Genomic DNA, 21,701 nt, shown 5'->3' on the forward strand with positions numbered 1-21,701 from the left:
GCCGGTAGCGAGTGTCTGGTCGCCGGCAGGGCTTGTTCGCTGCCCCGTCGGTGCCGATCATCATGCCATCCGGCCGACCGGATCGCTATATTTTTGATAGCTGTTTGCGCCCATTTCTGTTGGTATGCAGCCCGATCTCGTCTCTAGAACGGGGCGCCTGAAGGTATCTGGCGTAGCGCATATGCGCTACAGACAGCGGCTTTCGTGATTCGTACGATGACGGCCAGTCGGCCAGAGCGTTCCATAACAGCCGGGGCGCGGGCCCGGCTGATTGGCGAACCGCCTGGTCCGCTGCAAGCTCCGCCCTTCAACGAAAGTCTTCCATGAAAAGCCACGCCAGCATGAACCGTATTTACCGCCTCGTCTGGAACGCGGCTTTAGGGTTGTGGGTGGCTGTGGCTGAGAACGCCAGAGGCAAAAGCAAGGGCGGCTCTGCGCGTAGCAGCGTGCTGTTCGGCTCGGCACCGGCCGAATCGGCTGAAGGGGGTGGCGAAGGCGCGGGCTTCAGGCTCAATACCGCCTGCCGCGCAGCGCTGGTATTGCTCACTTCTCTTGCCGTGGTCACGCACCAGGCGCGTGCTGCCGATGCGGCCAATGCCAGCGTGACCGCGGGTGCGGCTGGCATCACCACGGTCGGCAACACCACCACGATCAACCAAAGCTCCCAGCGGGTAGCCATCGACTGGACATCCCTGTCTACCGCAGCGAACGAAGCGCTGAGATTCAACCAGCCCAATGCGCAGGCGATTGCGCTGAACCGCATCACCGGCAGCAGCCCGAGCGAGCTGCTGGGTAGCCTCACGGCCAACGGCCAGGTCTTCATTCTCAATCCCAACGGTGTGTTGTTTGGTGCGGGTTCTCAGGTCAACGTTGGCGGCCTGGTGGCTTCTACCCTTTCCATGAGCAATGCCGACTTCATGGCCGGCAACAACGTGTTCACGGGTTCCGGTGGCTCGGTGGTGAATCAGGGCACGCTGAACGCAGGGCAGGGCGGCTATCTGGCACTGCTGGCGCCCGAGGTGCGCAACGAAGGCGTCATGACCGCGAGCCTTGGCACGGCGCTTCTGGCAGCCGGCAACAAGATCACCCTGAATCTGGACAACGGGAGCCTGCTCGGTTACAGCATCGATCAGGGCGCGATCAACGCACTGGCCGAGAACAAACAGCTCATCAAGGCCGACGGCGGCCAGGTGCTGCTCGGCGCCAAAGCGCTGGACAGCCTCACCATGGGAACCGTCAACAACACCGGCGTCATTGAAGCGAAGACGATTGCCAACAAGGCCGGCCGCATCATGCTGATCGGCGACATGGAACACGGCTTGGTCAACATCGGCGGCACGCTGGATGCCAGCGCCCCGGATGGCGGTGACGGCGGCTTCATCGAGACCAGTGCCTCGAACTTCAAAATCCTGCCGGGCTTCAAGGTCAACACGCGGGCGCCGCAGGGCAAGACCGGCACCTGGCTGCTCGACCCGGCCACGATGACCATCGCGGGCGGCAATGGCGGGGCGGCCGACACCATTTACGAAGACTTTATTGAGTCGGCAAGCTCCAACATGCTGATCGAAGCCACGGATTCGATCAACGTCACGGGCACTTTCGGCAATGCCGATGTGGAGCTCCTCAGTGGCCTCAATCTCACAATCAGAACCACCGGCCCCACCGGTACCGGCATCGACCTCACGGGCAGCACGCATGGCGCCGGCCTGACGTTCAAGGTCTCCGGCGGGGGCTCGGCGAGCGTGACCACAGCGGCGGCCACCCAGGCCATCAAGACCTCCGCAATTTCCGTGACCAGTGGCGCCGGCACGATCAACATCAACTCCGCCGGCTCGCTGGATATCAGCAACGCGGTTGTGCAGACCAGCGGAGGGGCCATCTCGCTGACCGGGGCGGGCCAGGCCGGGAACTCGGGCGTGCTGGTGTCCCAAAGCACCCTGAACGCCGGCACCGGCGCCCTCACCATCAACGGCACCACGACAGACCAGTCGCAGTATGGCGTGCTGCTGGACCGCTCCACGCTTACCAGCGGCAATGCCAACATCAACAGCGCCGATAGCGCCGTGAAGCTGGCGGGCACCAGCGTGGCAAGCACCGGAAACATTACCGTCGAAGCGTCGGGTGCCAGGACGAGCCACCACGCGCTCGAGCTCGTCAATGAAGGCGCCACGCAAACCAACGTCGGCGTCAGCGGGGGCGGAACGATAAACATCACCGGCAGACTGGTGAACGGCGGCGGCAGCGCCACGGGCGGCTCTTCGGGCGGCGTGGTCGTCACCAATTCCAGCGTGACCGGCGGTACCGGCACCGTCACTATCGCCGGTGACGTAGGCACGACCGGGGTCATTGCTCAGGTGGCCCGCGGGGTACGGCTGGATTCTTTGGCCAGGATCACGGGTGCGGGCAACATCGACATCACCGGGCGTACAGGGTTGTTTTCCCTGGCAGGTACTGCCGGCGTGGAACTCGGCACCGGCTCGGAGGTATCCAGCACCGGCGGCTATATCACCGCTACCGGCCGGGCCGGTGTCAGTAGTGCCGCCACCGAGGTCAAGGGCCTTATAGCAAGAGGAAAAGTGCAGTCCGGCACCTTGCGCAGCATCACGCTCGACGGTTCGTCCTCGTTAAATGCTGCCGGGATCAGCGGCTCCGGCGTCCTCATCGATGCAGGCGCAGACATCATCGCGGGCAGGCTTGGTTTTAACAGTACGGGTTTGTTCAGTAGTTCAAACGGGGGAACGGCGAATATTACCGGCATCTCCATGGTGGGCGGCAGCATCAACTCGACCGGCGAGATCACCATGATCGGCAACCTCGGTGGGACAAGTTCTATGGGCGGGGGGCATGCCGTGAGCCTGACCGGCGGCAGCATCAACTCCAACACGGCGGCCATGACGCTGCGCGGAATGAATTTTCCAGCGGGTGCAATTGCGCCGGCCGGCAGCTACGCCCTGAACATCGACGGCACCAGCATCACCAGCGGAGGCGGTGCGATCACGCTGCTGGGCGACCGCATCAACATCGGCTCCGCCGTCAACGCGGGCGCGGGCAAGGTGCTGGTCAACACGGACATCTTCAGCGCCAACCAGCCGATCACACTCGGCGGCGCATCAGAAACCGCCGCCATGAACCTGAGCAACGCCGAGCTTAACCGGATCACCGCGTCGGTGATCGCGATCGGCAGCACTTCCAATACAGGCGGCATAGTCATCGGCAACACCGGCGGCGCGATCAACCTGGCCAGCGCACCCAGCTTGAGCCTGATAAACAGCAACGCTGCAGGTTCGGGCATCTCGCAAACAGCGGCATTCACGGTTGCCAACCTGAAGGCCGATGCACAAACCGTCATCCTGGCCAACTCACTCAACCAGATCAGCCAGGTCAGCGGTCGCGCCTACGGAACGAACAATTTCGAGGTTAGCTCCTACTCTGCATTGTCGGTGGGGACGGTGGACGGAACGGCCGGCATCACCCAGTCCGGCACCGGTCTTGTTGCGCTGCTAAGCCGCGGCGCGCTGTCGCAAACCCAGGCCATCGTCGCGAACACCTTGCAGGCCACCAGTTTCGGGGGCATGACGCTGGCCAACGCAGGCAACCAGATCCAGAATTTCGGCAGACTTAACAACAGTACATCGGGCGACATCACCCTTCGCAACACCGCCGCCACCGCCAGCTTCCAGGGCAGCTTCAACAGCGCCGGCCGCGTCGATATCGCCAACACGGGCAATATCTTGATGGTGGGCTCCTACATGCCTTTTTTGAGCAACGCCACGGGTACGACTGCGGGCACCGCCGGCTTCAGCATGGTGGCCACGGGCGGCATCAGTACGCAAACTGTCCAGACCAACATCAATCCCCTCTCGGGTGGCTCGGTCTACCTGGAGGCGGGCAACGGCAGCATAGGCGCCAGCACCGCCCGCCCCATCACCATTTACACGACCGGCCCGGTCGTTGCGGTGGCGAGCGGCGCCGGTTCACAGGTCAACCTGGACCTGGCCAACGGCGGCACCCTGGAAAACGTCAGTGCAACGGGCGCGGTGAACGTCACCGCTGCCTTCGCCCTGGCGGTCAAGACGGTGTCCGGCAGCTCGGTCACTCTCAGCTCCTCGCTCGGAGCCATCCTTGACGCCAATGGCGCGGCCAACAACATCACCAGCACCACGCTTAACGCGACCGCACGGGAAAGCATCACGCTGGGCACCAATGTGACCGGCCTGCAAACGCTGGCGACCACAGAACCTGGCGCTGCGGGCGACATCAGCCTCACTGCCGCCAATGCGCTGAGTACCAGCAATCTCGCCATCAGCACTAACGCCGGGTCTGCGCAGACAGTCAGCGTGTCATCCGCGGCCGGCATCACGGTCGACAACGCCTTCGGCAATGCGCAGGACAAGTTCAAGCTGATCACGACCGGTGGCAACATCGCCATCAACGGCGCGCTGACGGCCAGCGAACTCACGCTGAGCACCGCCGGTACCAGCACACAAACCGCGGGCATCACGGCCACCGGCCTGGAGCTGCTGGGCACGGGCACGCACATCCTCAACAATGCAGGCAATGCGGTCACGACGCTGGCCGGCAACACAGGCGATGTGGCCTACGCGCAGGCCGGTGCGTTGACGGTGGGCACCGTCAACACGGCAGGCCTGACGGGCACCGGAAAGGTGCTGGTGCGGACCACGGGCGCGGCCAGCGACCTCACGCTGGCCAACAGCGTCACGTCCGGCAGCGCAGCCAACGATTCGCTGGTGCTGGCCGCTGGGCGCAACTTTGTGAACAACGCCGGGGCTGGCGCGCTCAACCCAGGCGCGGGCGGCCGTTTCCTCGTGTATTCGACCGATCCGGCTGCCAGCACCCTGGGCGGCATGGCTTCCACCGGCAATGCCTTTGGCCGCAGTTACGCCGCCAATGCGCCCAGCGATGCGTCGATGACCTCGATCACCGGCAACCGCTTTGTCTACAGCGTTGTGCCGACGCTCAACGTCAGCGGCGACAACCAGAGCAAGGCTTACGGCGGCGCCGACCCGGCTCTCACCTACGCCGTCAACAGCGGCCTGGTGGCGGGCGACACCGCGGCCAGCGCGCTGAACGGTGCGCTGTCGGCGCCCACAGGCGCCGCCACGACCAGCCCCACACATGCCATCACGCAGGGCACGCTGGCATCGGCCCTGGGTTACAACGTCGTCTATACCAACGGCACGCTGACGATGACCGGTACGCCGCCTTTGCCTGCATCCCTTTTCGGCGTGACGGCAGCGCTGGATGGGCCTTATGTGACCGCGCTCAACACCATTGCCGGCACGGGCAATGCCATGGGTGGCGTCACGGGTGGCGCCGATAGCGCCAATGGAGATGGCACAGGCAGCATATCGAGCGCGGTGGACGACGATCCGTTCAACATACTGGATGATGGCGCGCGCATGAAGGCGTTGAATGCCGCCGCAGAGGCAGCCCGCCAGGACAGAGGCGAATAGGCGGCAGCTTGGGGAGGAGGCGGGGTAGGCGAGGCCCTGGTGGGCCTGCGGTGAGACTCTGCGCAGGCAGCCTGCACGGGTGTGGTGACCTTGCTGGCCACTGGCTTGCCTTTGGTGACTGCCAGTACAGGCAGTACTACGCCCGGCACGCCAGACACAGTGCAGTACAGGATCGCGCTGCAAACCGTCTACCAAACCAGCCGCGAGACGGTCAACAGCGGCCCCGCCAGCTTCATTGAGCCCGACAAGCGCGACGATGAGGCAGGCGGGAATGGCAACGGCAGTAACGGCAGTAACGGCAACAGCGGTGACAGCGGCAACGCCAGGCTGTTGAACTCGCTGGTCAGTATCGTCAGCTGCGGTTTATTGATGCCCAAAAGCGTTAGCCGTGCCACTTGTGAATAAACCATTTTCATGGCTCTTCATTAGCTCAGTCGGGCTGTAGCCATTTATGGGCGGGCGCAAGCAGCTATTAAAAATGTAGCAATGACTCCGCGAAAGCCAAGTCGTCCCCCAACGATGGCAAGCTGGACGCGCGGCCTGGCCATTTCGGAGCCTGCAGGGAATCCCTGGTTGGGCTGAGCGCTTACATCAATTGGGGCGCCGTTGGGCGACGTTGGGCGACGGATTAGGGTGGGCCTCATAGCGCATTTGTGCTACAGGCAAAACCGGCAGATATAGTTACGATTGGTTTCATGTCCCTAAAAATGGGGACATACAGGATGAGCTGTCTCTGCGACATTGCCGGAGCGGTCACGCTGGACGTACTGCATCCGCAGTATGGCTGCATGAGAGTCGGGTACACACAATTGCAGGATGTCGCCCGGGGCATCGAAGCCATGGCCCTGGGGGGGCGATGGGGTGTATGGATGGTCAGCTGCCATGAAGGAGCAGTGGCTTGTGTTGGATGAGCATTAAGAAAAGTAGAGCGAAACAATGAAACAGAATTCGTTACCCCTTTCCGCGCTGGCTTCAGCCCTGATGCTGGCCTTGCATACCGGCGCCTGGGCGCAGACTGCCCCAGCCCCCGACGCCGGCCAGGTGCTGCGCGACCTGCAGCAGGCGCCCGCCTTGCCGCCGCCACAGAGCGTTCCGCTGCAGCGCATCGAAGAGTCAGCCGACCCCAGCCAGAAGGGCGAGGCGAGGGTGCTCGTCAAATCCATCACCATCACCGGCAACCAGGAGATCCCCACCGGACAGCTGCAGCCCCTGGTGGCCGGCCTGGTCGGCGCCGAGCGGTCGCTGAGCCAGCTGAACGCTGCTGCCCGCCGCATCACCGCCTACTACCGCAGCCAGGGGTTTGCCGTGGCCCGCGCTTATTTGCCCGCGCAGGACATCACCGACGGCGCTGTCACCATCAGCGTGATTGAAGGCCGCATCTCCAGCCACAAGATCAACAACCAGTCACTACTGAGTGACGAACGCGCGCAGGCCTACCTGGGCCAGGTCAAGGACGGCGACGTCATCAAGTCCGACCAGATTGACCGCGGCCTGTTGCTGCTGCAAGACACGCCAGGCGTCAGCACCTCGCGCGCCACGCTGCAGCCCGGCGCCAGCGTGGGCACGTCCGAGCTGCTGATTGAGGTCAACCCGGCCAAGCCCTACAGCGGCAATGTCGTGGTCGACAACTACGGCAGCCGCTACACCGGCGAATACCGCGTGGCCGGTACGTTCAACCTCGTCAGCCCGCTGAAGATCGGTGACCAGCTCACCGTCAATGCGCTGACCAGCGGCCGCAACCTGAACTTCACGCGGCTGGCCTATCAGTTGCCTGTCGGTAGCGACGGCCTCAAGGTAGGCGCCGCGTACTTCGATACGCGCTACAAGCTGGGCCAGGAATTTGAAACCCTGCAGGCCCATGGCACGGCCACCTCTGCCAGCCTGTTTGCCGCTTACCCCTTCATCCGCAGCCAGCTTAAAAACCTGAACGGCACGGTGTCGGTGGAAGACAAGCAGCTCAAAGACTATGTAGACGCCACCTCTACCTTCACACCCAAGAAAATCCTGGTCACCACCTTCGGCCTTTCAGGCAACCTGCAGGACGCCCTGGGCGGCGGGGGCATCACCGGCCTGGACCTGTCGGTGGCGATGGGCAACCTGCGCATCAACTCGCCCACCGCATTGGCCATTGACGCGGCCTCGGCCCAGTCCAACGGCAGCTACACCCGGGTTTCTTACGGCGCCACCCGGCTGCAACGCTTTACCGACAGCACCTTCCTGGCCGTGTCAGTGACGGGCCAGCTGGCCAGCAAAAACCTGGATTCGTCCGAGAAGTTCTCCCTGGGCGGCGTCAACGGCGTGCGCGCCTATCCGCAGGGTGAGGCTGGCGGCGATGAGGGCTACCGCGGCACGGTTGAGTTGCGCCACAACGTGATGGCCAATGTGCAGGCCACGGTGTTCTACGACTGGGGCAAGGTCACCATCAACCGCAACCCTTTCGGCGCGGCGGCTTCCAACAGCCGCCAGCTGGCCGGCGCGGGCTTTGGCCTGAATGTCAGCCTGGCGGGTGTGCAGCTGCGTTCTTCGCTGGCCTGGCGCACCGACGGCGGCCTGCCAACTTCCATCCCGGCCTCATCGGCCAAACGGCCCACGCTGTGGCTGCAGGCGTCCATGGCCTTCTGAAGGGCCAGGTATCTGAGGCCTGCCGGCGGCTCTCAAATTCCCGAAGTAAACGGATGTTTGGCTAATAAGGACGGGCGCAAGAAGCTATCAAAAACATAGCAACACCAGGGCGCTGCCTTGCGGGTTGCCGTGTAGAAGTTTTTGCGGCCTGGTGATCTGGAGCAGGGCGGTAAGGGGAGGCACTATCGCGCGCTAGGCGCGCTGAAAAAATAGCGCGCCGAGGTTTCCAGGACGCGCAAGGCGTTTGCCCGGACATCGCTTGAGAGCTGCTTCGGAGCTTGTACGTAAAACGGCCAGTTTGCAGAGGTGCGGCCCTGTGGCGGCCGGGTGACCGGAGTGACTGGCGTGGCCAGGGTGACAGGAGTGAAAGGTGGCCTGGTGGGCGGGTCATGTAGAAGCTGCATGTCAGTCTCTGGGTTGGGTTGTTCTATGGAATCACTTTGAAGAACAATGGTACTGTACATATATACAGTCTTCAACTATGATTTACCCATGGACACAAACACCCCACCCGAATGGATTGCCCGCTGCGCTGAAAGGCTGCACCAGCGATGGCACACCGTCGGGCCTGACCAGCTTGAAGAGGTCGCAGCAGTCATCTGGCAGGACGTGAACCTGCGGCGCATGGCGCCCGCTGACGCCGCGGCGCTGTGGCTCAAGCCGGTTGTGCCGGCCCCAGACGGGACATAGCGGGCCGGCCACAAGCGGCGCGGCGCGCAGCGGCCTTACTTTTTCATTTCGTCCTTGCCCATGGCGTCCTTGGCCATGGGGTCTTTTTTCATCTTGTCTTTTTTGGCCATGGCCATCTTGTCGTCCTTCTTCATGCCGTCCTTCGCCATGGCGTCTTTACCCATGGCATCTTTCGCCATCGGGTCCTTGGCCATGGCATCTTTTTTCATCGCATCCTTCTTCATGCCGTCTTTGGCCATGGCGTCTTTGCCCATGGCGTCCTTTTTCATCGCGTCTTGCGCCATGGCACTGCCGCCGGCGAAGAGCATGCAGGCAGACAGGAGGGTTGCAGTCAATTTGTTCATGGTGTTGTCCTTGAGTGGTAGTGAATGAATGGATTGTTGAAAAAAGGCAATCGTTAAATGATTGCCCGCGTTGCAGGGTCTCTGAGCGGCGCTCAGCTACCTCCGAACCAGTTGTAGCCCTGGTCTTCCCAGTAGCCTCCAGGGTAGGTGTTGGTGACAAAAATCGCCTGGATGTGTTTGGGGTTCTTGTAGCCCAGCTTGGTGGGCATGCGCAGCTTCATCGGGAAGCCGTATTTGGGCGGCAGCGGCTGGCCGTCGTAAGTCAGCGCCAGCAGGGTTTGCGGGTGTAGCGCGGTGGGCATGTCGATGCTGGTGAAGTAGTCGTCGGCGCATTTGAAGCCGACGTACTTCGCGCTCAGGTCGGCGCCCACATGACGCAGGAAACTGCCGAAGTGCACGCCGCCCCATTTGCCGATCGCGCTCCAGCCTTCCACGCAGATGTGGCGGGTGACCTGGTCCACTTGTGCCATGGCGCGCAACTCGGGCAACGCCCATTTGCGCCTGTCGGACACCATGCCCGTGACTTCCAGCCGGTAGCTGCTTTCTTCGATTTCCCGGATTTCGTCCTCGCCGTAGTAGGCGTTAAAGGGGAAAGGCCGGGTGATCATGGATTCGGGGTAGGTCGGCGCCAGGCGGTTGGGGTCAAACAGCAAGCCCTGCACTTCGTCGTTGATACGCGAAATCTTGCTGAGAGCCGTGTTGACGCTTTCGCTGTCGTCCAGCATGCAGCCGGTCAGCATGGAAAGGCCACCCAGCGTGAGCGAGGTGCGTAAAAAATTGCGGCGCGCCGTGCCGAGCTTGCGGGTGTGGGCAATGCGTGCAACGGCTTCGTCCAGCACAGCGGCGCTGTCGATGTCCATACGGGGAGGGGGCTTGATGATCATGGGGAATCCTTGCGCTTTGCGGCGGTTGGGCAGTTCGGCGGGTCAGCGGCCGCGAACCATGTAGACGAGGGTGCGCGGCACCAGCGCCACCATCACCAGGTGAACCGCGACGAATGCGGCCAGCGCGGCCATGGCGAAAAAGTGAACCAGGCGCGCACCTTCGTAACCCCCCATCAGTTCGCGCAGGAGCGGAAACTGCACAGACTTCCAGAGCACCAGGCCGGAAACGACGAGCAGGACACTGTCCACCATGACGAAGAGATAGGCCAGGCGCTGCACGGTGTTGTAGTGGTTGGGGTCGGCATGGGCCAGCTTGCCCTTGAGGGCAGCGAGCAGGTCGGCGACCAGCGCCCTGGGTGAAAGCGGAAAGAATTTGTGAAAGAGCCTGCGTGTGACGATGTTGAACGCCAGATAGAGCAGGCCGTTAAAGAACAGCAGCCACATGGCCGCAAAGTGCCACTGCAGCGCACCGCCCAGCCAGCCACCCAGCGTGAGGTCTTTGGGAATGCTGAAGCCCAGGAAGGCCGTGGCGTTGTAGATGCGCCAGCCGCTCATCATCAGCACGACCACGGCCAATGCGTTGAGCCAGTGCATGGCGCGCAACCAGCCGGGGTGGATGATCTGCCGGGAAGTGTTCATGAAATGCTCCTCTTGTGCTGGCCGCAACGCCCGGGTTTCCAGTGGATTGCCGGGATTTCCGCCGCAGTCTTGCTGCGTGTTGCTGTTTGGTCGGGCCGGGCGGGCGCTTCTTACAGGCTGATGGCATTTATTTGCAAAAAGGGCCCCGGGCTGGCTGGATGGCCATGGGTTGGCTGGCACCTAAAATCGGCCGGTGTCCCTGCCCAAACCCGCAATAGAGTCAAGATGCATCGTTACAAAAGACTGATCGCCGTGGTCGCGTTTCTGGGGCTGCTGCTGGCGGTGTTCCAGCTTTCCGGTTTGCGCGACAACTTCAGCCTGGTCTTCCTGCACCAGAAATTCCTGGACAACGAAGTCAGCGGCTTGCTGATTTTTATCGCGCTGTTTGCGCTGGGCAACCTGATCCAGATCCCCGGCTGGATTTTTCTGGCCGCGGCTGTGCTGGCGCTCGGCGAGATGTGGGGTGGCCTGGCAACTTACCTCGCAGCCGTGATCTCATGCGCCTTCACCTTCTGGCTGATTCGCCTGATGGGCGGGGACGCTTTGCGGCAGATCAAGGGTCGGTGGGCTCAACGCACGCTGGCCCAGCTGGACGCGCGGCCGGTGGCGAGCATCGTGGTGCTGCGCACGCTGCTGCAGACCGTACCGGCGCTGAACTATGCGCTGGCAATGTCAGGCGTGAAGTTTCGTGACTATCTGGTGGGCACCCTGCTGGGCCTGCCGCTGCCGATTGCGCTGTACTGCGTGTTTTTTGATTACCTGGCGCGGGTGTTGAAGGTGCCGGGGTACTGAACCTAAACGGCGTTGCCTGCCATGCGGGCAAAGAAGGGCAGCGCAATCGCTGCCGCAAGAGAGAAGAAAAAAACCAGCCCATAGGTCATCAGGGCGAGCAAGGCTCCGCCTTTCAATTCAAGGGGTGCACCCGCCCTTGTTCTGGCTCGCGAGCCGAGCCACCATGCACCCAGACCCAGTTGTGCCGCCAGTCCGGTGGCCAGGTCCACAAGGGATTGGCGTATGGGGTCCGAGCCGGCGCCCAGCGACCTGACAACAGCACCGACGGCGAACAGAACCATGAACAGGACAACACCGAAAATGAATGCGTGTTTCCAGCTCAGTTGCGTACGGCGATAAAGCCAGGCCGCCAGTTTGACGCAGACAACATACGAAAAAATGGTGAATGCAATCGGGACAAGGCCGGGAAGTTCTGGCATGCGTCAATCTCCGCAGTCAAGGGCCTTGCCCAGCACATGCTGGTAGACCGCCAGGTCTTGCGCCGAAAAGCAGCAGAACACCACTTCCGTCAAGGAAGAGGGTTGCTGCAGAGCCTGGCGCACGCTGGCCACTGCGACCTGGGCAGCCAACTCAATCGGGTAGCCGTAAATGCCGGTGCTGATGCTGGGGAAGGCCATCGACGTGACGCCTTTGGCTGCCGCGATTTCCATGGCGCGCCTGTAGCAGGAGGCCAGCAACTCAGGCTCGCCGTTGCCGCCACCGCGCCAGACCGGACCCACCGTGTGGATGATGAACTTCGCCGGGAGCCGGTAGCCTTTGGTGGCTTTGGCCTCGCCGGTTTTACAGCCGCCCAGCAGGCGGCATTCATGGACCAGTTCAGGCCCTGCAGCGCGATGAATGGCACCGTCGACACCGCCGCCGCCCAGCAGCGATGAATTGGCAGCGTTGACGATGGCGTCAAGCTGCAGTTTCGTGATGTCGGCCTGGACGGCCCGGAGGGTTGCAGGCATGGCGACCTCTCTGGATGGCTGAACCTTGCTGGGAGAAACGCGTGCCCGCAGGAGCGGGCGCGCGCTGTCTCACAACACCTTGCTCAAAAAGCGCTTGGTACGCTCTTCCTTGGGGTTGTCAAAGATCTCCGCCGGTGAGCCCTCTTCGATCACCAGGCCTTCGTCGATGAACATCACGCGGTCGGCCACCTGGCGGGCAAAACCCATTTCGTGGGTGACGACCACCATGGTCATGCCTTCTTCGGCCAGGGCCTGCATGACGGCCAGCACTTCGCCGACCATTTCAGGGTCGAGCGCAGAGGTGGGTTCGTCAAACAGCATGATGCGCGGCTGCATCGCCAGCGCACGGGCAATTGCCACGCGCTGCTGCTGCCCGCCCGAAAGCTGGTTGGGGTAGGCGTCGATCTTTTCGAGCAGCCCGACCTTGACCAGCAACTCACTGGCGCGGTTGCGTGCCTCAAGTGCCGTCAGCTTGCGCACCTTGGTGGGCGCCAGCGTGATGTTTTCCAGCACGGTTTTGTGCGGAAACAGGTTGAAGCGCTGGAACACCATGCCGATTTCCGAGCGCAGGGCATCGACGTCGGTTTTGGGTTCATGTACGGACACGCCGTGCACCAGCACCTCGCCACCGCTGGCGTCTTCCAGTCCGTTCAGGCAGCGCAAAAAAGTGCTTTTGCCCGAGCCGGAAGGGCCGATGACGCAGACGACTTCGGTGGCCTTGATGGCGCAGTCGATGCCGCGCAATACCGGCGTGTGGCCAAACTGCTTGGTCAGCCGCTTAACGCGAATCACCTCGTCCATAACGAGCCTCCAGTTTTTTGACAAGGTAAGCCAGGCCCAGCGTCAGCACCCAGTACATGAGGGAGATGGTGAGGTAGGGCTCCCAGTAGCGTGAATAGGCGCCGGCGACGGTGCGCGCGGCGTAGGCCAGTTCGGCCAGACCAATCGCCGAGATCAGCGACGAGTCTTTCAGCAGCGAGATCGCGTTGTTGCCCAGCGGCGGCAGCATGCGGCGAAAAGCCTGCGGCAGCACGACGTGGTACATGGTGCGCGGAAAAGACATGCCCAGCGAACGCGAGGCTTCGACCTGGCCCTTGTCGATGGACTGGATGCCGGCGCGGAAGATCTCGGAAATGTAGGCGCCGGCATTGAGCGTGAGCGCCACGATACCGGACAGGAAGGCGCCGTAGTTCTGCTTGATGTCGCGCGCTGTCTCGCCCGAGATGATCAGGCCGTCAGTCGGGTTGATGAACAGCGGCAGCACTGCGAAGTGGATCAGCAGGATCTGCACGAACAACGGCGTGCCGCGGAAAAAGCTGACGTAGACGGTAGAGGGCCAGCGCAGGGCGTATTTGCAGATCGCGCGCGCGGGCGAGTGGCGCGATTCGGCCACGCGCGCCATGCCGACCGCCAGGCCCAGCAAGGTGCCCTGCACGATGCAGATCAGTGTCACCATGATGGTCATCTGCAGGCCGCGCCAGAACAGCACGCTGTACTCGGCAATGATGTCGGCCCGGAACCAGCCGAACCAGAGGACGTGTTCCATAAGGAGGTGTCCTGATGTTTACTGGGCGGGCAACGCGGGAGCGTCGGCCTGGAACCATTTCTTGTAGATGGCGGCGTAGCTGCCGTCGGCCTTGACGGCGGCCAGGCCTGCGTTGAGTTTGTCCTGCAGCGCCTTGTTGCCCTGTTTCACGACGATGCCGAAGTATTCCTTGGGAAAGCTCGCGTCGCTGACGGTCTTGAGCTGTTTGTGTTCCTGGGCGCGAAAGGCGATCACCCCGTTGTCGCCGATGGCGGCGTCCAGGCCGTTGTTGGCCAGCTCGGAGATCACGACCGGGGTGCTTTCAAAGCGGCGGATGTCGGGGTTGGTCTTGCCGAATTCGCGCGAAGCCATGTCGTCGCCGGTGCTGCCGGTGACCACGCCGATTTTTTTGCCGGCAAGGTCTTTCAGGCTCTTGGCCGTGCTGTTGCTGTGCACGGCGATCAACTGGCGGGCTTCGAAGTAGGGGGCGGTGAAGTCGTAGGACTGCTTGCGCTTGTCGTTGATGGTGACGCCCGAGATGACCAGGTCCACATCGCCGTTGTTGAGGGCCGCGAAGATGCCGGTCCAGGGGGTGTTGACGATCTTGATCTGCAGGCCGGATTTCTGGGCGATGGCTTTGATCATGTCTACGTCATAGCCGACAATTTCCTTGGTCGGGCTTTCATAGGCAAACGGACGGTAGGTGGCGCTGGAGCCGACGACCAGCTCCCTGTTTTGGGCCTGGGCTGCGCCCAGCGCACAGGTAAGCAAGCCGGCTGTCGCGGCAATTTTTTGCAGAATGTTCATGGTTGTGTCCAGAGGATCTGAGTGAGGGAAACGCTCGCCGGCTCGCGGAGAGGCCGAAAAGCGAAAGTAGCCAATGGTAACGCGTGCAAAAGCCGTGCCTGGCGCGTTCCGGGCAGGGTTTTCGCGGGGGACGATGCAGGGATGGGCGGGCAGCGGGCCCGCGATGCCTGACCGGTTCTAGGCCCTGAGCTGTTTGTTAAAAAACGCCAGGGTGCGCTCCCACGCCAGCTTGGCCGCGGCGGCGTCATAACGCGGCGTGGTGTCGTTGTTGAAGCCGTGTTGCGTGCCCGGGTACTGGTAGGCGGTGTAATTCGCACCTGCCGCCTTGAGTGCCGCCTCGTAGGCAGGCCATGCGGCATTGATGCGCTCATCCACCGCAGCGAAATGGATCAGCAGCGGTGTCTTGACCTTGGCGGCATCTTCCGCTGCCGGCAGGTTTCCGTAGAAGGGAACGGCTGCGCTGAGCTCCGGCAGGCGCGTGGTGAGTGTGTGCGACATGCCGCCGCCATAGCAGAACCCGACCACACCCAGCTTGCCGGTGCAGTCGTCCCGGCTCTTGAGCCAGGTGGTGGCCGCCACGAAATCCTCCACGCACTTTCGCTGGTCCAGTTTGGCGAACAACTCGCGCGCCTTGTCTTCGTCGCCGGGGTAGCCGCCCAGGGGGGTGAGTGCGTCGGGTGCGAAGGCGATGAAGTTGTCCAGCGCCAGCCGGCGGGTGATGTCTTCAATATGCGGGTTGAGGCCGCGGTTTTCATGAATGACAAGCACGCCGGGCAGTTTGCCCGTGGCATTGGCAGGCCTGGCCAGATAGCCTTTGACTGTGCCTGAGCCGGCGGACGACGGATAGCTGACCATGTCGGTCTTGATGCGTTTGTCATCCCGGGCAATTTGCTGCCCCGCGGCAAAATCGGGGCTGAGGGCGGCCAGCAGGGCTGTTGCGGTCAGGCCGGCGGTGGCGAATTTCTGGGCGCGCTCCAGGAACCCGCGCCTGTCAATGGTGCCGTGGACATAGGCATCAAACAGAATCAGCAGTTCCTGGTCAAAATCCTGGGCGGTCTTGCGTGGCATGTTGGGCTCCTGCAAAAAATCGAGCATACCGATTCGTGGCCTGCGTGGCAAAGGTCATCGTCAACCCGCAGGGCCGCAGTGTTTTGCGGCGCCATCCGGATGCTATGAAAAATATAGCTGCTTGCGCACGGCGGGGTTGGGCTGGAGGCTCTTTTTGTGCCTGAAACCCCTGGAAAACCGGCAAAACCTGTTTTAATAACGCACCGGGACGCTGGCCTGAATTGACAGGGCGTCCGTTCTGTGACTCACTGGGGTCGCTGTTCGCACTGCCTGGCTTCGGCGGCATCCCCAATCGATAGAGGAGAACTGCATCTTGAACCTGATTTCCTGGCTGATGACGTTGCTGGGCGTCGCCGTGGGCGCGCTTGCAGGTGTTTTGCTGTATGCCGCCTGGCTGCGCAAAAGCGCGAGTGCGAAGCTGCGGATACCCCACAAATGGCCGCTGCGTGCCCGCGGGGTGGTTACCAACGATGAATACGAGGTATGGAAATGGCTGCGAAGCACTTTCCACGACCACGCGGTGATGGTCAAGCTGCCGGTGCTGCGCTTTACCATTCCGCTGGAAAAAGACAAGGAAAAGGAAAAAGACAAGGAAAAAACCGAACGCCTGCTTGAGCTGCTCAATGGCGTCTACACGACTTTCACCATCTGCAGCCTGGATGGCAAGGTCGTCGGTTGCGTGGATTTGCGCGGCAAACGTGATGTGAGCAAGGCCACCCGCCAGCTCAAGGAGACACTGCTGTCGGATTGCGGCATTGCCTACACCTCCATCAAGGCCGGCCGTCCGCCCACGGTCAGCGCCATGCGTGCCGCCTTCCTGGGGGAAATTCCGGAGGAGCTGGTGCAGGAGCACCAGGAAACCCGCGGCGGCGACAGCAGTTTCCACGCCGACCTGGAATCTTTCACCCGGGAACGTGTCAAGGCCGCCAAGGACGCCGCGCTCAAGGAACTCAACAAGGACAACCAGCCAGAAGTCTCGCGGGCCGCGGCTACGAGTAACGTCGGCTTCAATCCCGACGGTACGGGGGGCATTCGCATAGACAAGAACAATCGTTTCGCCACGCAGTGGGAAGATTCCTTTACTCAACCCGCCGATGCGCGGCCGGCCAGGATCGAATAAGGCGTGATCATGAGCGGGTCCAAGGCCGAGGCGTCTGCCCATGGCGGCCGCCAGATGAAAACTCTGCCGTGAGCAGGCTGGGGCTTACCCGGGACAAAATCTATAAAACCGTGGCGCGGCAGCTCCACGGAATAGTTCCGTGCTGGGTGTGCGGCGAACATGTCACGCCCCAGGCCGCCACCCTGGAGCACATCCTGCCCCTGAGCGAAGGGGGCAACAGCCATGCAGAAAACCTGGCGATCAGCCATGAAGTCTGCAACGGCCAGCGGCACGCTGCAGGTGCCGTTCCGGCTTCTGCCGTCTCGCCGGGGCAGGTCCAAAGGCGCAAGTCCCCGCTTCTTGCCGCCAATCCATGACATCTTGCTTGCGGTACCTGTTTCGGTTTGTGCTTGCCTTGCTGCTGGTGGGTGCCGGGCCATTGGTTTGGGCGCAGCCGCAGGAGCCCGTGCAGGAGCGCACCGAAGCGGGTGAGATCACCATCGGCGGCGACGACAGATATGTACTGTCGCAGTCGTTTACCTACCTTGAAGACGCCGGCGGCGAGCTGACACTGGCCGACCTTTTGAAACCGGATGCCCAGGCGCGCTTTCAGCCGGTGCCGCAAACCGGCTCGGCCACCAATTTTGGTTTGACCAGCTCGGCCATCTGGCTGCGTGTGAACCTGCGGACCGAACGCAGCACACCCGCAGACTGGATGCTGGAGCTGGCCTATCCGCCGCTGGACCGGCTGGAGCTGTATTCACCGGACGGCAAGGGCGGCTTTGTGTGGCAGGTGGGCGGTGACCTGTTGCCTTTTGCAGATCGGGCCGTGGTGCACCGCAACCACGTGATGCCGGTGCGTCTCAAGCCCGGTGCCGTCAATACGCTCTACCTTCGGGTGACGTCGGACGGCACGGTGTCTGCGCCCGTTCGTCTCTGGCAGCCCGCGGCGCTGTGGCGGCACGACCAGGCTGAGTACGCCACGATCAGCCTCTACTTTGGGTTGCTGGTCGGGCTCTTTTTCTACAACCTGCTGCTGTTTTTCTCGGTGCGTGACCGGGCCTACCTGATCTATGTGGCATTTGTCGGCTGCATGGCCATCGCGCAGGCCGCGTTGACGGGTTTTGGCGCGCAATTCATCTGGCCGGGCCTTACCTGGTGGAACAGCATTTCGCCCCCTGCGGGCATGGCGGCGACCGCCTCTTTCGGCATTTTGTTTGCACGCAGCTTTCTTTCCAGTGCACTCAAGATGCCCCGCATGGACCGCTTTATAAAGGCGCTGGTGGGCGGCTGGCTGCTGACCCTGCTGGCCGCTTTTACGATGCCTTATGTGGTGTCTTCATGGATGGTGACCGTGCTGGCGGTTCTCAGTGTCACCACGCTGGTCGCGGTGGGTTTGCTGAGCGTGCGCATGGGGCATCCCGGGGCCCGGTATTTCCTGGCGGCATGGGCCCTGCTGCTGGTGGGTGTGGTGACGCTGGCGTTGCACAACACGGGTGTCCTGCCGTCGAATGTACTCACGGCCAATTCGCTGTTGATCGGGTCGGCGCTGGAAATGGTGGTGCTGTCGTTTGCGCTGGCGGACCGCATCAACGTCACCCGGCAGGAAAAAGAGCAGGCCCAGGCCCGCATCATGGCTGAGCAATCCATGGTGGAGGCCTTGAGCGTTTCCCAGGAAAACTTTCGCACCCTGCTGAAAGAGCGCGAAATGATCCTGGAAAACTCCATTGTGGGCATTGCCTTCCTGACACCGGATGGCCGCTTTCGCTGGGCCAACCAGGCCATGCTCAAGGTATTCGGTGCAGGCAGCAATCCATTGACCTCGATGGAGCCGTTTTACCTGTCGCGTGAGCAGTACCTGACGGTGGGCGGTGAAGTGGCCGCCTGCGTGAGCCGCGGTGAAAACTACGAAGGTGAGATCCAGGTCCGGCAGTTTGACGGTACGCTGATCTGGGTGTCGCTTTCGGGCAAGTCCGTTGCCGAACGCGACCTCTCGCAGGGCACCGTATGGGTGATCATCAACATCACGCAGCGCAAGGAACTGGAGGCCAAGCTGCTGCGGACATCCTCGGAGCGTGAAGCCATTCTTAATAGCGCGCTGGTGGGCATTGTGCTGTCGGTGAACCGGCGCCATGAGTGGGTCAACGAGAAATTCGCCCAGATGATCGGCGGCCCGCGCGAAGAACTGATGGGGCAGTCTTCCAGCTATATTCATCCCGACCTTGCCACCTGGGAGCAGTTCGGCAAGGAGGCGCGTGAGACGCTGATTGCCACCGGCAGTTATATCAATGAACGCCGGCTCAGAAGGCGGGACGGACAGCTCTTCTGGGTGCAGATGGCCGGCAGCTGTGTTCAGCCCCATGACCCTGATTCAGGCGTGATCTGGGCGTTCCTTGACATCACAGAACGCAAGAAATCGGAAGAAGACACACGCGAGGCCCTTGAGCAGCAAAAGGCGCTCAATGAACTGCGCACGCGCTTCGTGGCCATGACCAGCCATGAGTTCCGTACACCGCTGTCTGGCATTCTTTCCGCCGAGGAATTGCTCAGGCATTACGGCAGCCGCTTGCCTGAGTCGGAAAAACTGGAGATTCTGGACAGCATTGCCGCCGGCGTGAAACGCATGACGGGCATGTTGGACCGCGTGCTGCTGCTGGGCAAGGCCGATGCCCAGATGCTGGAGTTTGAACCGCATCCGCTGGACCTGCACAGGCTGTGCCAGCAATTGGTGGAAGAGGCGCGCACCCAGCAACCGGACAGCCTGTGCGAGTTGCAGCTGGATTATTCCGCCGGGGCGGGAGAAGGCCTGTACGACGAGAAGCTCCTGCGCCACATCTTCAGCAACCTGCTCTCCAATGCGGTCAAGTACTCGCCGCTGGGCGGTCTTGTGCGGTTCACCGTGAGCATCGATCAGGACATGACCGTCATGGAGGTGGCGGACGAGGGCATCGGTATTCCGGAGGACGAGTTGCCGCACCTGTTCGAATCTTTTCACCGCGCCAGTAACGTGGGCACCATCCAGGGCACCGGCCTGGGCCTGGCGATTGTGCGCAACGCGGTCGACATCCACGGCGGCACCATCGATGTGCACAGCAGCGCCGGCTCGGGAACCACCTTCATTGTGCGCCTGCCGGCCAGGCACTGAGCGATCCACATGACTCCCGTAATCCACAGGCGCCGGTTGCTTCAGTCGCTGGCGGCGGCGGGTGCTGGTTTTTACCTGCCAACCAGGGCATCGGCCCAGCAACGGCTGACCGGCAATCCTTTCACGCTGGGCGTGGCCAGCGGCTCCCCCACCCATGACTCGGTGGTGCTCTGGACGCGGCTGCTTCTGGACAATGATGCGGCCATGCGCTTGCAGCCGGCGCCGGTGGCCGTGCGATGGGAGATTGCGCACGACGATCATTTTTCGCGCATCGTGCAAGCCGGCCAGACCCATGCCGTACCCGGTCTGGCCCACTCGGTGCATGTGGAAGTGCAGGGCCTGGAAGCCGACCGCTGGTATTTCTACCGCTTTGCGGTGGGCGATGCGTTAAGCGCCACCGGCCGCACCCGCACCTTTCCGGCACCCGATGCCGCTGTGGGGCGGCTGCGGCTGGCCTATGCCTCTTGCCAACGCTGGGAACACGGCTACTACAGCGCCTACCGCCATATGCTTGCTGAAGAGCTTGATCTCGTGCTCTTCCTGGGCGACTACATCTACGAGTACCCCAACGCCGGCCAGCCGGTGCGTGTGCCCACGGGCGGTTGGGTGCTCACGCTGGACGACTACCGCCAGCGCTATGCCATGCACAAGGTTGACGCCGACCTGCAAGCGATGCATGCAGCCTGCCCCTGGCTGGTGACGTGGGATGACCACGAGGTGCAAAACGACTACGCGGGCGCCACACCCGGCAACAGCGGGCCGCCGGCGCCGGACTTTGCCGCCCGCCGCGCTGCCGCTTACCAGGCGTTTTATGAACACATGCCCGTGCGCGCTTCGGCGCTGACGCGGGCCGTGGGCGGCCTGGCAAGCGGCGCAGAAATGCGCATTTACCAGCGCGTTCCCTACGGCCGCCTGGCCTCGCTCTACATGCTGGACGCCCGCCAATACAAAGATGCGCAGGCCTGCACGCGTGACGGCAAAGCTGGCTCCGGCACACTGAACCCCGCCACTTGCGCTGCGTGGAAAGATCCGGCCCGCAGCATGCTGGGGGCGCAGCAAGAAAGCTGGCTGGATGCTGAATGGAGCCGGGCCGCCAGCAAGGAGAGCGGCTGGAATCTGGTCGGCCAGCAATCGCTTTTTGGCCAGCGGGACTTTCGCCGTGGGCCTGAGCAGGTCTTCTGGAACGACGGCTGGGACGGTTATGCCGCGGCGCGTATGCGGTTCACGGACTCCCTGCGCAAGCACGCCGTTGCGAACCCGGTCATCCTGGGCGGCGATGTGCATGAAAACTGGGTTGGCCACATCAAGGCCGACTACGCGGATACTTCCAGCCCGTCCGTGGGCACCGAATTCTGCGGCACCAGTATCACGTCCCGTTCAGCCGGTAACGCGAAAATTCCGGACTACCTCGCCGAAAATCCGCATTTCGTGTTTGCGGACTCAGAACGGAAGGGCTACGGCGTGGTGGAACTGACCCCGCGCAAGCTCACTACCACCTTGCGTGTGGTGAGCGACGTGACGCGCGCCGACAGCGGTGTGCGAACACTGGCGCAGTTTGCGGTGCAGGCGGGGCGCCCGGTGATCGAGAAAGCCTGAATCCGGCATGAGTGCAGCAGGCCCCGGGTTCAGGTATTTTGAGGCTTTTTCGTAAGAAAAATCGGG

At 62.4% G+C, this 21,701-nt stretch carries 18 protein-coding genes; 9 read left to right on the top strand and 9 right to left on the bottom strand.

All coding sequences use genetic code 11. The features are described from left to right. The first annotated feature begins 323 nt into the window (after window positions 1-323). From AC1DY9_RS03815 to AC1DY9_RS03830, 4 genes are all read left to right on the top strand, one after another. The gene (locus tag AC1DY9_RS03815) at window positions 324-5,474 is read left to right on the top strand and encodes a two-partner secretion domain-containing protein (protein WP_477665827.1); all 5,151 of its coding nucleotides are present in this window, start codon (window positions 324-326) and stop codon (window positions 5,472-5,474) included. A gap of 114 nt (window positions 5,475-5,588) precedes the next feature. Then, the gene (locus AC1DY9_RS03820; protein ID WP_477665828.1) at window positions 5,589-5,879 is read left to right on the top strand and encodes a hypothetical protein; all 291 of its coding nucleotides are present in this window, start codon (window positions 5,589-5,591) and stop codon (window positions 5,877-5,879) included. A gap of 531 nt (window positions 5,880-6,410) precedes the next feature. Then, window positions 6,411-8,096: a ShlB/FhaC/HecB family hemolysin secretion/activation protein gene (locus AC1DY9_RS03825; protein ID WP_477665829.1), complete on the top strand. Its 1,686-nt coding sequence runs from the start codon at window positions 6,411-6,413 to the stop codon at window positions 8,094-8,096. Window positions 8,097-8,588: 492 nt separating this feature from the next. Further along, window positions 8,589-8,786 (top strand): hypothetical protein, encoded by a 198-nt coding sequence (locus tag AC1DY9_RS03830; RefSeq protein WP_477665830.1) that lies wholly within the window; start codon window positions 8,589-8,591, stop codon window positions 8,784-8,786. 35 nt (window positions 8,787-8,821) lie between these two features. Here AC1DY9_RS03830 and AC1DY9_RS03835 read toward each other — a convergent pair whose 3' ends face one another. From AC1DY9_RS03835 to AC1DY9_RS03845, 3 genes are all read right to left on the bottom strand, one after another. Beyond that, entirely contained in the window at window positions 8,822-9,130 is a 309-nt protein-coding gene (locus tag AC1DY9_RS03835; protein ID WP_457280520.1) for a pentapeptide MXKDX repeat protein, read from the bottom strand. Between the two features lie 92 nt (window positions 9,131-9,222). After that, complete coding sequence (locus AC1DY9_RS03840; RefSeq protein ID WP_477665831.1) at window positions 9,223-10,014, bottom strand: molybdopterin-dependent oxidoreductase; 792 nt, start codon at window positions 10,012-10,014, stop codon at window positions 9,223-9,225. A gap of 42 nt (window positions 10,015-10,056) precedes the next feature. Then, window positions 10,057-10,653, bottom strand: a complete 597-nt coding sequence (locus AC1DY9_RS03845) for a cytochrome b/b6 domain-containing protein (protein WP_477665832.1) — start codon at window positions 10,651-10,653, stop codon at window positions 10,057-10,059. A 225-nt stretch (window positions 10,654-10,878) separates the two neighbouring features. On the opposite strand from AC1DY9_RS03845, the gene AC1DY9_RS03850 reads away from it, so the two are divergent. After that, entirely contained in the window at window positions 10,879-11,445 is a 567-nt protein-coding gene (locus AC1DY9_RS03850; protein ID WP_457280523.1) for a TVP38/TMEM64 family protein, read from the top strand. Window positions 11,446-11,447: 2 nt separating this feature from the next. Here AC1DY9_RS03850 and AC1DY9_RS03855 read toward each other — a convergent pair whose 3' ends face one another. The 6 genes from AC1DY9_RS03855 to AC1DY9_RS03880 all read right to left on the bottom strand — a co-directional run bounded on the left by AC1DY9_RS03855 (window position 11,448) and on the right by AC1DY9_RS03880 (window position 15,795). Continuing rightward, window positions 11,448-11,864, bottom strand: a complete 417-nt coding sequence (locus AC1DY9_RS03855) for a hypothetical protein (RefSeq protein WP_477665833.1) — start codon at window positions 11,862-11,864, stop codon at window positions 11,448-11,450. A gap of 3 nt (window positions 11,865-11,867) precedes the next feature. Further along, window positions 11,868-12,395 (bottom strand): O-acetyl-ADP-ribose deacetylase, encoded by a 528-nt coding sequence (locus tag AC1DY9_RS03860; RefSeq protein WP_457280525.1) that lies wholly within the window; start codon window positions 12,393-12,395, stop codon window positions 11,868-11,870. 69 nt (window positions 12,396-12,464) lie between these two features. After that, a complete protein-coding gene (locus tag AC1DY9_RS03865) occupies window positions 12,465-13,196 on the bottom strand; it encodes an amino acid ABC transporter ATP-binding protein (protein ID WP_457280526.1) in 732 nt (243 codons plus the stop codon). Beyond that, entirely contained in the window at window positions 13,174-13,941 is a 768-nt protein-coding gene (locus tag AC1DY9_RS03870) for an amino acid ABC transporter permease (RefSeq protein WP_457280527.1), read from the bottom strand. Before AC1DY9_RS03870 ends, AC1DY9_RS03865 begins: the two co-directional genes overlap by 23 nt. 18 nt (window positions 13,942-13,959) lie before the next feature. Then, window positions 13,960-14,727: a basic amino acid ABC transporter substrate-binding protein gene (locus AC1DY9_RS03875; RefSeq protein WP_457280528.1), complete on the bottom strand. Its 768-nt coding sequence runs from the start codon at window positions 14,725-14,727 to the stop codon at window positions 13,960-13,962. Window positions 14,728-14,904: 177 nt separating this feature from the next. Continuing rightward, entirely contained in the window at window positions 14,905-15,795 is an 891-nt protein-coding gene (locus AC1DY9_RS03880) for a dienelactone hydrolase family protein (RefSeq protein ID WP_457280529.1), read from the bottom strand. A gap of 313 nt (window positions 15,796-16,108) precedes the next feature. Here AC1DY9_RS03880 and AC1DY9_RS03885 point away from each other — a divergent pair, with 313 nt between their 5' ends. The 4 genes from AC1DY9_RS03885 to AC1DY9_RS03900 all read left to right on the top strand — a co-directional run bounded on the left by AC1DY9_RS03885 (window position 16,109) and on the right by AC1DY9_RS03900 (window position 21,635). Continuing rightward, a complete protein-coding gene (locus AC1DY9_RS03885) occupies window positions 16,109-16,915 on the top strand; it encodes a DUF2726 domain-containing protein (protein WP_477665834.1) in 807 nt (268 codons plus the stop codon). A 68-nt stretch (window positions 16,916-16,983) separates the two neighbouring features. After that, entirely contained in the window at window positions 16,984-17,271 is a 288-nt protein-coding gene (locus AC1DY9_RS03890; protein ID WP_457280531.1) for an HNH endonuclease, read from the top strand. Between the two features lie 8 nt (window positions 17,272-17,279). After that, complete coding sequence (locus AC1DY9_RS03895; protein ID WP_477665835.1) at window positions 17,280-20,039, top strand: 7TM diverse intracellular signaling domain-containing protein; 2,760 nt, start codon at window positions 17,280-17,282, stop codon at window positions 20,037-20,039. A 9-nt stretch (window positions 20,040-20,048) separates the two neighbouring features. Then, window positions 20,049-21,635, top strand: coding sequence for an alkaline phosphatase D family protein (locus tag AC1DY9_RS03900; RefSeq protein ID WP_477665836.1), 1,587 nt, complete (start codon window positions 20,049-20,051; stop codon window positions 21,633-21,635). Window positions 21,636-21,701: the final 66 nt, after the last annotated feature.

It is taken from the genome of Polaromonas sp. P1_F6, assembly GCF_056405695.1.